Source organism: Flavobacteriales bacterium (assembly GCA_016700415.1).
GTDB lineage: Bacteria > Bacteroidota > Bacteroidia > Flavobacteriales_F > PHOS-HE28 > PHOS-HE28.
This window is the reverse complement of record CP065018.1, coordinates 3772067-3786720: the sequence shown is the minus strand read 5'-3', so window position 1 is coordinate 3786720 and position 14654 is coordinate 3772067. Positions and strand designations below refer to the sequence as shown.

Sequence of the window (14654 nt, the reverse complement as noted above, 5' to 3'; positions counted from 1 at the left end):
TTGGCAGTCGGCAGTAGCAGTCGGCAGCCGTCCGATCACCATTCACCGGTTTCTTAAAACAACTTCCGCACCTCTTCCTTCAGCGCCGCGATCGCCTGTTGCGTGGGCAGGTGGGAGAGCTTGCCTGCCGTTTCGAACACCCGCTGGCTGAGCGCTGTTCCGTTGGCCGTATCGCCCAAGCCTTCCGCCGCGATGTTGATGATGCGCAGGGTCTCCTCCTTGGCCATCTTCACCTGCTGCCACGCCCGGTCGCTCACGTAGACCTGCTGCGTCACGTTGTGCTCAAATTCCTCGCGAACCGTGGCCAAAAGCTCCGCATGCAGCATCCGTGCGGTCATGTTGTTCTTGTGGACTCGGAAGACCAAGGCCCCCGGTGCGATCCGTTCGAGGAATAAGGTCAGCCGCTCGTACGCTTGCAAGCGCAGAGGAAGGGTTTGCTTGCGGTCCTCGCGTTTCGCCTCCGCCATGATCTGGTTGTTCTCCGCGCTGTTGCGCGACCCCAGCAGCTGCCGCAGCAGGTAGTAGGCCGTGAGGAAGACCACGATGGAGGGCAGCAGGGTCAGCAGCACTTGGTACAATTGATCACCGGTCATGCGGAAATGTTTGCGGCGAAGTTCGGGCGGAAGACCTGATCCAACGAATAACGGTCGGTACTTATACCATTTGGACATAGAGAACAGTCCGAAGATGCGCCGTTATTTTTTCGCAGTACGATCCGAATGGATTGTTGCATAGCCGTAGCTACGGGACGATCCATTCGGAGAAGTAATGCGGGAAAAGAACAAGCAGGTTGGATCGTTCTCTATGTCTAAATGGTATTACAACCATGGCCCGGACCTTCTTCCAGCCTAACGGCTAATTTCGCGGCCTCGTATGATCCAGCCGTTCCGGCCCCGAATCCATTTCCGCGCATGCAATTGTCCCCCGTTGTCCGCTCTATGACCGAGTCCGCCACCCTGTTGATGGCCCGCCGCGCCCGTGAGTTGCGTGCCCAAGGCAAGGACATCATCGACCTCAGCCTCGGCGAACCGGACCAGGACCCGCCCGCATTCGCCATCGAAGCGGCCAAGCAGGCCATCACGGAAAACAAGTGGAACAAGTACCCGCCGGTGATGGGTTACATGGACGTCCGCGCGGCCATCGCACACAAGTTCAAGCGCGACAACGGGCTGGACTATGCACCGGAACAGGTGATGGTGAGCACCGGGGCCAAGCAGAGCATCATGAACGTGATCCTCGCCTTGGCCGGCCCCGGCGACGAGGTGGTGATCCCCGCCCCGTTCTGGGTCAGCTATGAGGCACAGGTCCGTTTTGCCGGTGCCACGCCCGTACTGGTGCCCAGCACGTTGGAAGAAAACTACAAGCCGCCGATCGCGCGCATCGCTGCCGCGATCACCCCGCGCACCCGTCTGCTCATCTTCAGCTCGCCCTGCAACCCCAGCGGCTCGGTGCTTTCCATGGCCGAACTCGAGGAGCTCGCGGCCGTGGTGCTGAAATGGCCCGAACTTTTCGTACTGAGCGATGAGATCTACGAGCACATCGACTTCAGCGGCACGCACCGTTCCATCGGCACCGTGCCCGGCATGTTGGAACGGACCATCACGGTGAACGGCCTTTCGAAAGCCTTCGCGCTCACGGGCTGGCGCATCGGTTATATCGGCGCGCCGCTGGCCATCGTGGAAGCGGCCAACAAAGTGCAAGGGCAGTTCACCAGCGCCGCCAACGGGATCGCACAGCGCGTGGCCAAGGCGTGCGTGGAAGCGGACCCGGCTGTGATCGGCGGCCTTCGAAGCGTCTTCAAACGCCGCCGCGATCTGGTGCTGAAGGGCCTGGAAAAAGTGCCCGGCTGGAAATGCACCACACCGGACGGCGCGTTCTATGTGCTGCCCGATGTCTCCAGCAATTTCAAGGGAAAGATCACCAACAGCACCGAGCTGTCCATGTACCTGCTGGACCACGGTGTCAGCTTGGTGGAAGGGGATTCCTTCGGTGCGCCCGGCACCGTTCGGATCAGCTATGCCACCAGCGACCAAATGCTCACCGAGGCCCTGGACCGCATCGCAAAGGCCGTTGCCGCGCTGGGTTGAACCATTAGCCCATGACCCCAAAAGAGATCACAAACGGCTTCAAAAGCATCACCGCACTGGTGGTGGGCGATGTGATGCTGGACGCCTACCTCTGGGGGCGCGTGGACCGCATCAGCCCCGAAGCGCCCGTGCCCGTGGTGCAGGTGGGCCGCCGCAGTGCCCGCCTCGGCGGCGCCGCCAACGTGGCCCTGAACATCCGCGCTCTCGGTGCCAAAGCCATCGTGGCCAGCGTTATCGGAGAGGATGCCCATGCCGAAGATCTGGCCCGGATCTTTGCCGAGGAAGGTCTTTCCAGCGATGGGATCCTGCGCTCTTCCGATCGACGCACCACCGTGAAGACGCGCATCATCAGCGGCGACCAGCATGTGGTACGTGTGGATGAGGAGACCCTGAGCGACCTTTCCGCGGAAGAGGAACGCCGCTTCCTGCACCACGTCTTCGAACTGATGCGGAAGGAGAAGCCGGGCGTGCTGATCCTCGAGGATTACGACAAAGGCGTGCTTTCCCCGGGCGTGATCGCAGGCCTCATCACCGAGGCGCACCGCATCGGCATCCCCGTGGCCGTGGACCCCAAACGCAGGCACTTCTTCGATTACCGCGAGGTGGACCTCTTCAAACCCAACCTGAAGGAATTGCGCGATGGCCTGAAGGTGGACATCCCGGCCGGTGACAAGGCCGCGGTGGGCGCAGCCGTCCGCATGCTGGAAGCGCGCTTGGCGAACAAGGCCTCCTTGATCACCCTCAGTGAGCACGGCGTGTTCGCGCATGGTCCGGGTGAAGAGATCTTGCTGCCCGCGCACAAGCGGAACATCATCGATGTCAGTGGCGCCGGCGATACCGTGATCGCGGTGGCCGGCCTGTGCTTGGCCATGGGAATGCCGCTCGCGGAGATCGCCGCATGGGCGAACCTCGCCGGCGGGCTGGTCTGCGAGCATGTGGGCGTGGTACCCGTGGACCTCGCCCGGTTGACGGCGGAGGCCGAACGCATAGGACCGGGCACACCCGCCCGCAAGCCATGACCGTAAAACCGTACGCGGCCGAAGGGTCCAAGCGGGAGCAGGTGGAACTGATGTTCGACCGCATCTCTCCGAAGTACGATCTGTTGAACCGGCTCTGCTCATTGGGTACCGACCAAGGCTGGCGCCGGAAAGTGATCCGTGGCGTGGGCAAGGAACCCGTGGACCGCCTGCTGGATGTGGCCACCGGCACCGCTGACCTCGCCATCATGGGCAGCACGGTGGCCAAGCACGTCACCGGCGCGGACATCTCGGCGGGCATGCTGGCCCATGGCCGCACCAAGGTGGAGAAAGCCGGCCTGTCGGACCGTATCGAACTCATACAGGCCGATGCGGCGGAGCTTCCCTTTCCGGACGCTTCCTTCGATGCGATCACCGTGGCCTTCGGCGTTAGGAACTTCGAGGACCTCGCCCGGGGCATTGCCGGGATGGTGCGCGTATTACGCCCCGGTGGAAGGCTCTTCGTGCTGGAGTTCAGCAGGCCGCAACGCACGCCCTTTAAGCAATTGTTCCGCTTCTACTTCCACCGGGTGATGCCGCTGATCGGCCGCTTGGTAAGCAAGGACAACGCCGCCTACACCTACCTGCCCGAAAGTGTGGACGCGTTCCCGCAGGGAAAAGCCTTTGAAGAAGTGCTGAACACCTGTGGACTAAAAGAGATCAATTCGCGCCTGCTCACCTTCGGCGTGGCCACGCTGTACATGGCCCGCAAATGACAGGGCTATCGGGTCTTAATTTCTCGCGCCTATCGGCGCTTCGCACAGCATGCAAGGAACCACGGATGGACACGGATGTACACGGATGAGGGACAGCACAGAGCAATGGATCCCTAAGCATAGGCTCATCGACCTTGGGGCTTGGATCCGTGTTGATCCGTGTCCATCCGTGGTAAAGAACACGCGGTCTTAGGCGCCCGCAGGGCGCTCAAGACCCGATAGCCCTGCCGCAAATGAGCCCACGCACGAATTGCCCGCTACTTTCGTTGCTTTACCCGATGCGTTTCCTCAAGCTCTCCTACCTCCTCGCTCCGCTCCTGCTCCTCTGCATCGCGGCCCCGGCTTCCGCCCAACGCACCGGTGTGAAGGTCCAGAACCTGCCCAACTTCGACCTGCACCGCTTCCACTTCGGCTTCCTGCTCAGCTACAACACCAGTGACTTCTTCATGACGCTGAAGCCCACCGCGCCCTTCGCGGATTCCGTGCTGGTGATCGACCACGTGAAGCAGCCCGGTTTCAACCTCGGCATCGTGGCCTCGCTGAACATGACCAACAACCTCAGCCTGCGCTTCCTGCCCACACTCTCCTTCCAGGACCGCATCCTTAAGTACTCCTTCCGCAAGGCGGACGGCACGACCTCCAGCTTCCAGAAACCCATCGAGAGCACTTATCTCGAATTCCCGCTCCTGCTGAAATTCCGCAGCGACCGCATCAACAACTTCGCGGTCTATGTGATCGGTGGCGGCAAGTTCGGCATCGACATGGCCAGCAAGAAGGACGTGAATAACGACATCGACGAGGACATCGTGGTGAAACTGAAAAAATACGACTACAGCGCGGAGGCCGGTGCCGGTATCGACATGTTCCTCCCCTACTTCAAGTTCGGCATCGAGCTGAAGACCGGCATCGGCATCCCAAACTTAGTGGTGGACGATGACACGCGATTCAGCAGACCGATACAGAGCCTCCGCACCAAGACCTATGTGCTGACGTTCACGTTCGAAGGGTAGTGGAACGCAGATGACGCTGAAAGAGCGGATGATCGCTGATAATGCGGAGTGGTGATCGGACGGTCGGACTTACGACTCCAGACTCCCGACTCATGTCTTCCCCATGAACCGCACCGTGGACATCGCCCTTCCTCCGCAAGAGGCCGCCGACCCGGCACTGGTGCGCGAAGCAGCCGCTGAAGCCTGTTCGGTGAAGCTTGAACAAGTAAAGGGCGCACGCGTGGTGAAACGCTCCATCGATGCGCGCAGCAAACTTCCCTTGGTGCGCTTGCGTGTGGAAGTTTCCACGGAAGAAGAATTCCCGGAACTGCCGGAAGCACCGCCGGAACTGCCCGATGTCAGCAAGGCGGAACCCGTGATCATCGTGGGCTGCGGACCTGCCGGCCTATTCGCGGCGTTGGGCTGCATCGAACACGGGCTACGGCCCATCATTCTGGAGCGCGGCAAGGACGTCCGCGCACGGCGCCGCGACCTCGCCGCCATCAACCGCGATCACGTGGTGGACCCCGACAGCAATTACTGCTTCGGTGAAGGCGGCGCGGGCACCTACAGCGACGGTAAGCTCTATACCCGCAGCGACAAGCGCGGCGATGTGGCGGCGGTGCTGAAGACCTTCACCGCGTTCGGTGCCTCGCCGGACATCCTCGTGGACGCCCATCCGCACATCGGCACCAACAAGCTCCCCGAGATCGTCACCGCTATGCGCGAGGCCATTGAAGCGGCGGGCGGCGAAGTGCGATTCGGCACACGCGTGAACGACTTCCTGATCACCGACGGTCGCATACACGGCGTGCGTACGGCACAGGGCGATGAGGTCCTCGCCACTTCGGTGGTGCTGGCCACGGGCCATTCCGCCCGCGACATCTTCGAGCTGCTTCACGCCAAAGGCATCGCGATCGAGGCGAAGTCATTCGCCATGGGCGTGCGCATCGAGCATCCGCAATCGGTGATCGACCGGATCCGCTACCACAGCACCGTCCGCGACCCCTTCCTGCCGCCCGCCAGCTACAGCGTGGTGCAGCAGGTGGAAGGGCGCGGCGTGTACAGCTTCTGCATGTGCCCCGGCGGCATCATCGCGCCCTGCGCCACCGCGCCCGGCGAGGTGGTCACCAACGGCTGGAGCCCCAGCAAGCGCAACAATCCCTTCGCCAACAGCGGCATCGTGGTGGCCGTGGACCCGGCGGACCTCCCGGAAAGCAAAGGGCCGGACGCCGCCTTGGCGGGCCTGCGCTGGCAGCAGAGCCTGGAACGCAACGCCTGGAAATTCGGCGGCGAGCGGCAGTCCGCGCCCGCGCAACGCATGGAGGATTTTATCGGACGTCGCCTCAGCATTGACCTTCCCGCGTGCAGCTACCCGCCGGGGATCGTCCCCGCAACAATGGACGAGGTGCTGCCCCAAGCGATCGCATCCCGTCTGCGTGAAGGGTTGAAAGCCTTCGGCGAAAAAATGCACGGCTACCGCACCAACGAGGCCGTGCTGGTGGCCGTGGAATCGCGCACCAGCTCGCCGGTCCGCATTCCCCGCGATCTGGAAACACTGGAGCATCCGCAAGTGCGTGGGTTGTACCCGTGTGCTGAAGGTGCAGGCTATGCCGGAGGTATCGTCAGCGCTGCGATGGACGGTTTGCGAGTGGCGCGGGCGATCGCGGAAACGACATAGACGCTGGCAAAAGCAACCCATGCAGCCGCAGGGTCTCGCCAACCATCATCTCCGATGATCAGCGGACCCTGCGGTCACTTGCATCCTGTTCTTCTCACTTCACCTTCACCGCACGCTTCACCACCACGGCACCGTCCAGCATGAAGGTGCAGAAGTAGGTGCCCGCCGCCAACTTGGTGGTGTTCCAACTGTAGTTGTATGCACCGGTTTCGGCCAGTTCCTCACGCAAGGTGGCCAAAGGCTTCCCATCGCTGGTGCTCACCTGCAAGCTCACCTTGCCCGCTTTGGGCACGTAGTATTCCAACGTGGTGAGGTCCGCCACCGGGTTGGGGATGATCAACAGGCGCTGCTCTTGGAGTTCGTTCTCCTGGGGCATGGACCCTTGTTCCGCACTTCCTCTTTGGGCCGCATCACCTTGTGTTGCGCAACAATGGTTGATCTGGTCTTGGAGTTGGGCAATGGTGGCTTGTTGCTGATCGATCATCGCTTGCTGCTCTTTGATCGCACCGATCAACACCGGGGTCACTTTGTTATAGTCGATCCCCGCGATCGCTACGGCCGGAAAAATCTCCGCTCCCAGACTGTCCAGTTCCGCAGGCACTGTGGTATGCCCCACGGCCTCCGGCAAGATGGGCTCCAGTTCTTGAGCGATAAGGCCGACTTGCGGCCCTTCGGTCAGGTGCGCCTGTGGCAGAGCATCCTGAATGAACTCATACGTTTTCGGCTGCATCTGCAACACCTTGTCCAATGCCCCGGTAAGGTCCTCCACGTTCGTTTTCAGGTTCGCGTCCGAAGTCACGATCTGGTTGCCCAGCACCCAAGCCGAGTCCGTGATCATCACTCGACCTTTGAAGTACCCGGCCCAGTTGGTGGCCCCACCCGACGCGGTGGCCCAGACCCCATAGTTGGTGCTTCCCCCACCACCGATCGCATTTGCGAGGACCCCATAGTTCGTGGTCCCGTTTTGCCCTAAGGTCCAGACCCCATAGTTGGTGGAACCCGTGGCACCGGACCCTTTAGCATGCAACCCATAGTTCATCACACCACTTGAGGCATCCGAGTAAACTCCATAGTTTGTGGAGCTGCTCCCTCCAGTGGCTTCCCCACGTAAGCCATCGTTTGTAATCCCATTGACCGCCCTACCCCACACCCCCTTCGCAAGTGTAGCCGAATTAACATCCGTTGCCTCAGCACTGCCACGCAGGCCATACAATTGTGCGGTTTTCCCTCCCGCTTGGTTCACTGCTTTGATCCATGCCCCATAAACAGAGCTGCTTATATTCGCAACATTGTTCGTCGCATCCACCTCTATGCCGTAGTTGATCGACCCCGCATTGCGGGTCACGATTTTAAGCCCCTTGATCTGATTGGCGGACCCGGAAGTTGCGGACTCTACAAGTATGTTTGAACCATTCACACTGCCGCCCCCATCACCTTTAACATCCACATTGGTCCCTCCGGTTATCCCACAATTCGCACAGGTGACCTGGTTCACCCCGACTGTTAGCCTGTATGGCCCTGCGGTCGATGGCGTCCCGATCTGTACCTTCCAGCGTTGATCAGGGCAAGCACCCACGGTCCCTGCCGGTGCATTCGCTGTGCGGAGTTCATTGATCGCACCAGCGATCGGGGTCCAATCACAATCCGGGCCACCGGTGGTGGTGGGGAACGGACGGTGTTCCAGCACGCCGGTGGTGGTGTTCAGGACAACGGCCTCCATGCTGGCGCTTACCGGGTCCGTGGGCAATTGCCGGATCGCCACACGGCCATTCAGCACATCCAACCGCTCCGAAGGGTTCGTCGCAGCGGTGAAGTAATCCCCAATGCCGAAGTAACCCTGATTCCCAGAGGGGTCCGGAATGATACGGGCCAACTCCAATCCGTCCATCTGGGAGGCGATATTGATGTTGCTCATCGTTCGCGTGAAAATGAAACGCAACGCATCCGGACCATAGGTAGGGTCGGCTTCCTTATTGTCACCCCAGTTGATCACGGCATCAACGAGGTCCTCGCCCTGGTTCTTCGCACCCACGTACATCCAGTCCGTGTTCTCGGACATGCTCACCCCTGCGCATCCACGGCCGGAAGCCCGCGAAAAAGCTGCCATTGTTGTTGATGTGCAGAAAGCTCAGCGCTTGCGGTGGCACCGGCGCCCCGATCCCAAGGTGACCGCTCAGGTCCACGTTCGGGAAGTTGTTCACCGGCTGGCCGGGCAGGCTTTCGTTGAGACGCATCCGCAGTACGTTGTTCGTGCGAAAGTTGATGGGAATGCCATCCGTGTTTCCCAAAAAACTTGTCACCGGATTCAAAGTATTGTTACCGATCGTGTTCCAGTCCGGAGGCCCTTGTGCCTTAGTTGAGGTGCTCGCCAGAATGGCCAAAGCAGCCAAAAGTATTGCGATCTTCATTGTTGTGAGGTGTTACGCTCATTGCCGCCTACCGGTATAAACGAACCGGGTGGCCCCCCTCCCTTCGCTTGACTCAACCGATACCAAGTATAGCCCGTGAGCCATGCCTTGGTCCCCTATTGCGATGTCCGCATGCCCTGCCATGGAGCGGACTTGTTTGAATTCTTGAATGACCCGACCAATTCGATCGATCAATCGCGCTACATAGGTGCCATCCGACAATCCTATCAACCGCAGGTTGCCGTCACCCGTTACTGCTCCGGAAAATTCCAATTCATCGATACCTGATTGATGTACTGGCGACACCGCAATGTCATCATAGTAGTAATAGGCGTATGGCAGATTTCCTGTGGGTGCGGTCGTGCCGTTCACTTGGGAACTGTCCAAGAAAGAACCGATGGTCATGTACCGTTCGCCTCCCGTTGCGACAAATGAACCCGTTAGCAGGACCCAATCCTCTGCGTTAGTTAGGTACTCGTTATTCGGGTCCATCAAGTCAACTTGCGGCTGCACATGCAAAGTGCGGTAATCATGCACATAGAAACTGTCCGGCCCGAAAAAGACACTGATGCGGTCTGTGGCAAAGGCATATCCGTCAGCTCGGCTGTAGTATAGCGAAACGTCGTAGGCCGTTTGCTCAATCAGAGCCTCAGTTAGCTTAACGGTAAAATAGTCTTTCGAGTCAGAACTATTTGCACCAAACCAATGGAAGGCACCTGCAAAGCGAGTTCCTGTTCGCGCAAATTGGAAACCACTGGCCTGAACGTCCGGATTCGCGGGATCCCATGCGATACCGCAGAGTTGTTCAAGATCATTATCGTAAATATCCGAAGAGGCGGTGGTCGGTTTGAACCATGGTGGTGCAGATAAAAGCACCGGGTCGTATTCCGCATTACATCGGGCCGTATCCTCGAAGCTCGGGTTCGGAACGAGGTTTTGTGCCGTCGCTTTCACAGCGAGAGCAGCCACAAGCGCCAAGGGGATTGCACGAGTGGCGAGGTTTGTCAAGGAAGGAATGAGGTACTCCCGATTTACTGGACAGGTTTCAGGCGGTTGTTAGTGTGAATTGGGGTTCAACAAGGTTTGGTGTCAGGGTACGGTTCCGGGTATCGGGCAGACCAAAGTAAAGGTGTGCCGGGGTCAGTCCATCCAGGTGCTGGTGTGGTCGTTGGTGGTTGTAATAGGCGAAGTACTCGGCCAGAAGGCTGCGCAGCTCATTCCCATCGGCGGGGCTATGGCGATAGACGCATTGCTGCTTCACGCTTCTCCAAAGTCGTTCGATGAACGCATTGTCCGTAGCCCGGCCCTTGCCATCCATGCTCACCTTGATGCCTTCCTGGATCAACGCCCCGGTAAAGAGGTCGCTGGTGTATTGGCTGCCTTGGTCGGTATTGAAGATCATTGGTGCAGGATATTGCAACAGCGCACCATGCAAAGCTTCCAGACAGAAGGAGGTGTCCAAGGTGTTGCTGATCTGCCAAGAGAGCACGTAGCGGCTGTGCCAGTCCATCACGGCGGTGAGATACAGGAACCCTTTGCCCATGGCGATGTAGGTGATGTCGGTGCTCCAAACATGCCCCGGAGCTTCAATCTGCACACCTCTCAACAAGTAGGGATAGACCCTATGCCCGTTGGCGGGTTTGCTCAGGTCAGGCTTGGGCGCAACGGCCTCCAAGCCCATTAGCCGAAGGAGCCTGCGCACCCGCTTTTCGTTCACCCAATAGCCCTTTTCAAGCCTCAGAAAGTCGCGCATGCCGATCACCCATGGAAGCAATGCTTGGTGTCCTCTTCATCCATCAAACGCATCAATTCCAAGTTCAACGCGCTTTCTCCTTTGGGCTGATAGTAGAAGCTGCTGCGTGCAAGGTCCAGCGCCCGGCAGCGCTCCATGATGCTGCCTTCCTGAACGGTGGCAATGGCATGCCGCTTTTGTGCCACGCTCATCGGACCGTTTTTTTAGCAAGTCGTTCTCCATTTTCAACCTGCCGATCTCGGCGAACAATTTTTCGGGGTCGTGACCACCTGGCATGGCGGAGGACGCCGTCGGGGTCCCTTCAAAGACCCCAGCGGCGTTCTCCGCCAACTGCTTCTTCCATTGGCCGATCTGTGCTGGTGCGATCTCAAAGCGCATCGCCAGCTCTGCCATCGTATGGTTCTCCTTCACGGCCTCAAGCGCAACTTGCGCCTTGAATGCGGGAGTGAACTTCCTTCTGCTTTTGCGGGTCATCCTTGGACAAGTTTAGCCACCTTAGCTACCTGTCCAGTTTTTGGGGAGTACTACAGAAGGAGTGCTTTGAGCATGTTTTTGTTTTTCTCCTTTCTTGTTCACCGCTTCTTCGGCACTTGGAAGACACGCTAGGTTTTCCCAAAGATGCTTTCCGCTTCCGGCCACGTGATCGTGGATACCGGGTGCTCACCGTCCCACCCGGCATGCGGCTTGCTCCAGGGAGGATCGTATCTTTGCTATCTCTGTTTCATGTTCATTCGCGTGTTCGTGGGACTGGAGTTACGGCCCTCGGTGTTCATAGCACCGGGGGCTTTTTTTATTTTTCTTCTGTTGATGGGGTCGGCACTGGTCTCTGGATCAATTCCCGCAGGTATTGCGCTTGTGCAGGTGTGAGTGTAGGAGCCTCATGTGAGATGGGAAGTTCGTAAGCAATGTGCTTCCGCAGCTCGTCCACGTACAATTCCAGGAAATCCACACGCTGTTGAAGTTCATGCAGTTGGCTTGCGCATCCTTCCAGCGTTGTCGCTTGGCGCTGGCGATCCATCTTCATCTGCCACAGTATTTCCCTATACACTTCCGGGTCCGGGTGTTGGTAGCTGCCCACCTGTTCCGCACGGGATGTTTTCGTGGTATCGGGTCCCTGTTCGCAACGCAGGTTGGTTCTTGCATCAGCGTTCCAACTATGGCTGTGCTTGTCCATGCCCATGCCCGCAGCGGATCGCACGCAGGCCCATGCGGACCGGGACTGCACGGTTTCCATGGGAACCCGAAGGTAAGCCCAAAGCGGGCAGGCCAGGAACAAGGCTAAGAGGCCACCGCGCAACATGGCAAGGGGTTTTGCACTATGCCGCGTGTGGAAACACCCAAGCCGGGAGCGTGGAGGAGGAAGTACTGAAGGTAACTTTAGAAGACGGGTTGACGGGTTGACGGGTTGACGGGTTGACGGGTTGACGGGTTGACGGGTTGACGGGTTGACGGGTTGACGGGTTGACGGGTTGACGGGTTGACGGGTTGACGGGTTGACGGGTTGACGGGTTGACGGGTTGACGGGTTGACGGGTTGACGGGTTGACGGGTTGACGGGTTGACGGGTTGACGGGTTGACGGGTTGACGGGTTGACGGGTTGACGGGTTGACGGGTTGATGCACCTCGACTTCGCTCGGCACCCACGCTGATGAACTGTTCGGTCCGATACGTATCGGCCCCGAAGCGGACATCCCTGCGGGCGAATGTGTGGCGGATCGTTCCATTTCGGGAGTGAAGCTTAGTAAAATGTAGTTTACGGGAGTCACTATGTTTGAGAGTATTCTGAAAAGTGTGTCAAGGATAGTTTGACAAACCATTCAGAAACTTGCCCCATGAAAAAGAGAAAAGTTGAAAAAGAGAAGGCGTTCGACTACGCCAAGTTCGAGCAAGAAGCCATCCAAGGATTGACAGAAGGCAAGGGCCTGATCGGAGAACACGGTGTGCTCACGGGCATGATCGGCCGCCTGCTTTCCGCCGCCTTCGAAGGGGAGATGGACGCGCATTTGGACCAGGAGAAGAAGCGGAGCAATAGGCGCAACGGCTACACCGACAAGACCGTGAGAACGGCACTGGGTCCCGTTTCGGTCAGGCCTCCGCGAGACCGCAACGGCAGTTTTGAGCCGACGATCATCAAGAAGTGGGACCGGTCGCTGGCCCCCGAACTGGAGAACCAGATCCTGCATCTGTACGGCAAGGGCACCAGCTACGAGGACATTGGGGACCATCTAAAGAAGATGTACGGGGTGAGCTACTCCCCATCGTTCATCAGCTCGATCACCGACCGGGTGTTCGAGGAGATCGAGACATGGCGCAACCGCCCGCTGGAAGAGGTGTACGTGGTCATTTATCTCGATGCGGTCCACTACAAGGTCCGGGAGAATAGAAAGGTGTTGACCAAAGCCGTTTACTCGGTATACGGGGTGAGGATGGACGGGGAACGTGATGTTCTCGGCTTGTTCATCGGCGATGCGGAAGGAGCACGCCATTGGGCGCGCGTTCTGGAGAACATCAAGGACCGCGGGGTAAAGGACGTGCTGTTCTTCAGCGTGGACGGCCTGAACGGCTTCAGCGAGGCGATCCAAGGCGTATTCACGCGAGCGGTCGTACAGCGCTGCATCGTCCATATGGTGCGCACCAGCTTGAAGTTCGTCTCTTGGAAGGACTACAAGACAGTTTGCCAAGGACTGCGTTCGATCTACCAGCAGGATAGTCCCGAAGCGGCCTGGGAAAAGCTCCAGGAGTTCAAGCGGGAATGGGTAGGGAGATATCCGGAGATCGCGGCCAAGTGGGAGAAAGACTGGTGCGAGCTAAGCCCGTTCTTTGATCATCCCGATGCCATACGCAGGGTGATCTACACCACGAACCCGGTGGAGGCCCTGCACCGCATTCTTCGCAAGGCCACCAAGACCAAGGGTGCGTTCATCAGCGAAAGTGCCTTGGAGAAGCAATTATATTTGACACTTAAGCACAACGAGAAAAGCTGGAAGAGAAAGGTCCGCAGCTGGCCGCAGATCCTTCAGTCGTTGAGCAACATGTACCCCGAAAGATTGGCCCATGTGCTGGTCTGAGGATCCGGCACGGAGACATTCTCCTTTGGCTTGGGGCCAGGAGAATGTCACCGTGCCTCAGTGCAGATTGACACACATTTCGGAATACTCCCCTATGTTTTGCCTACTTTTAATCCTTTGTGCATAATCTGAGGGAACAGGAACGATCACCGCCCATGCCGCACCAGCTCCATACAAAGCGCAGCCGCCGCCGCTGAAACGTTCAACGATTCCGCCCCGCCGAAGGACGGAATAGCGATGGAACTTCCGGGCGCATCCAACACGCATTTCGACAGTCCGTGTGATTCACTGCCCAGCACCAGCACGGCGGGTCGGGCCAACTTCACGGTGAAAACATCCGCGCCCGAGGCTTCGGCCTTGTAGATATGAACGCCTCCTTCAGCAGCCTGCCGCAATGCAGCGGGCAGTTCGGTCGGCACCACCGGTACGCGGAAGATCGAACCCATGCTCGCCTGCACGCATTTCGGATTCCAGACCTCCACGCTTTCGGTGGAGCACCACAACTGTTCCGCTCCGAACCAGTCCGCGATGCGCAGCAATGTGCCGAGGTTGCCGGGGTCGGAAACGTCGTCCACGGCCAGCACGAAACGGTCGGCCGCTGGCAAGATCAGCGAGGCCGGGGCCGGTTTCCGCACCACCGCTACCATCTCGTTGCCCTGAGTAAAAGTGCCCATGCGCTCCAGATCATGCGCAGGGGAAATGACCGCGTCGGCAAGGCCCATTTCACGGGCCGCTTCTTCCGTGGCATGCAGCTCCACCACCTCGAACCGGGTGGCCAGCAGTTCGCGCAGCATCTTCCGCCCCTGCACCAGGAACAGCCCTTCGGCCTCCCGGAACTTGCGCTGATGCAGCGCACGCATGCGCTTCACATGGCCCCCGCTCATTTGCCGAATATCTTCGCCCGCCGTGGCATGGTCTTTCCGTACATCGCCGCGC

At 59.0% G+C, this 14654-nt stretch carries 13 protein-coding genes; 6 read left to right on the top strand and 7 right to left on the bottom strand.

The features are described 5' to 3' along the window. Positions 1–53: 53 nt before the first annotated feature. Positions 54–593, bottom strand: a complete 540-nt coding sequence (locus IPP95_15790) for a hypothetical protein (protein QQS72603.1) — start codon at positions 591–593, stop codon at positions 54–56. A 318-nt stretch (positions 594–911) separates the two neighbouring features. Here IPP95_15790 and IPP95_15785 point away from each other — a divergent pair, with 318 nt between their 5' ends. The 5 genes from IPP95_15785 (at position 912) to IPP95_15765 (ending at position 6489) form a co-directional block, all read left to right on the top strand. Next, positions 912–2087: a pyridoxal phosphate-dependent aminotransferase gene (locus IPP95_15785; GenBank protein ID QQS72602.1), complete on the top strand. Its 1176-nt coding sequence runs from the start codon at positions 912–914 to the stop codon at positions 2085–2087. An 11-nt stretch (positions 2088–2098) separates the two neighbouring features. Then, positions 2099–3106, top strand: coding sequence for a D-glycero-beta-D-manno-heptose-7-phosphate kinase (locus IPP95_15780; GenBank protein ID QQS72601.1), 1008 nt, complete (start codon positions 2099–2101; stop codon positions 3104–3106). After that, positions 3103–3819, top strand: a complete 717-nt coding sequence (gene ubiE, locus IPP95_15775; protein ID QQS72600.1) for a bifunctional demethylmenaquinone methyltransferase/2-methoxy-6-polyprenyl-1,4-benzoquinol methylase UbiE — start codon at positions 3103–3105, stop codon at positions 3817–3819. The genes IPP95_15780 and ubiE overlap by 4 nt, the downstream gene beginning before the upstream one ends. Before the next feature lie 278 nt (positions 3820–4097). Beyond that, a complete protein-coding gene (locus IPP95_15770; GenBank protein QQS72599.1) occupies positions 4098–4829 on the top strand; it encodes a PorT family protein in 732 nt (243 codons plus the stop codon). 103 nt (positions 4830–4932) lie between these two features. Then, a complete protein-coding gene (locus IPP95_15765) occupies positions 4933–6489 on the top strand; it encodes an FAD-dependent oxidoreductase (GenBank protein ID QQS72598.1) in 1557 nt (518 codons plus the stop codon). A gap of 94 nt (positions 6490–6583) precedes the next feature. Here IPP95_15765 and IPP95_15760 read toward each other — a convergent pair whose 3' ends face one another. From IPP95_15760 to IPP95_15740, 5 genes are all read right to left on the bottom strand, one after another. Then, positions 6584–8596, bottom strand: coding sequence for a tail fiber domain-containing protein (locus IPP95_15760; GenBank protein QQS72597.1), 2013 nt, complete (start codon positions 8594–8596; stop codon positions 6584–6586). Between the two features lie 319 nt (positions 8597–8915). Continuing rightward, the gene (locus IPP95_15755; protein ID QQS72596.1) at positions 8916–9905 is read right to left on the bottom strand and encodes a hypothetical protein; all 990 of its coding nucleotides are present in this window, start codon (positions 9903–9905) and stop codon (positions 8916–8918) included. Between the two features lie 37 nt (positions 9906–9942). Continuing rightward, a complete protein-coding gene (locus IPP95_15750; GenBank protein ID QQS72595.1) occupies positions 9943–10650 on the bottom strand; it encodes an IS3 family transposase in 708 nt (235 codons plus the stop codon). A gap of 36 nt (positions 10651–10686) precedes the next feature. Continuing rightward, on the bottom strand, positions 10687–11124 hold the full coding sequence (locus IPP95_15745) for a transposase (protein QQS72594.1): 438 nt from the start codon (positions 11122–11124) through the stop codon (positions 10687–10689). A 316-nt stretch (positions 11125–11440) separates the two neighbouring features. Further along, on the bottom strand, positions 11441–11884 hold the full coding sequence (locus IPP95_15740; protein ID QQS72593.1) for a hypothetical protein: 444 nt from the start codon (positions 11882–11884) through the stop codon (positions 11441–11443). A 598-nt stretch (positions 11885–12482) separates the two neighbouring features. Here IPP95_15740 and IPP95_15735 point away from each other — a divergent pair. Beyond that, complete coding sequence (locus IPP95_15735; GenBank protein QQS72592.1) at positions 12483–13718, top strand: IS256 family transposase; 1236 nt, start codon at positions 12483–12485, stop codon at positions 13716–13718. Positions 13719–13864: 146 nt separating this feature from the next. On the opposite strand, the gene IPP95_15730 is transcribed toward IPP95_15735, so the two are convergent. Continuing rightward, on the bottom strand, positions 13865–14602 hold the full coding sequence (locus IPP95_15730; GenBank protein QQS72591.1) for an RNA methyltransferase: 738 nt from the start codon (positions 14600–14602) through the stop codon (positions 13865–13867). Between the last annotated feature and the right edge of the window lie 52 nt (positions 14603–14654).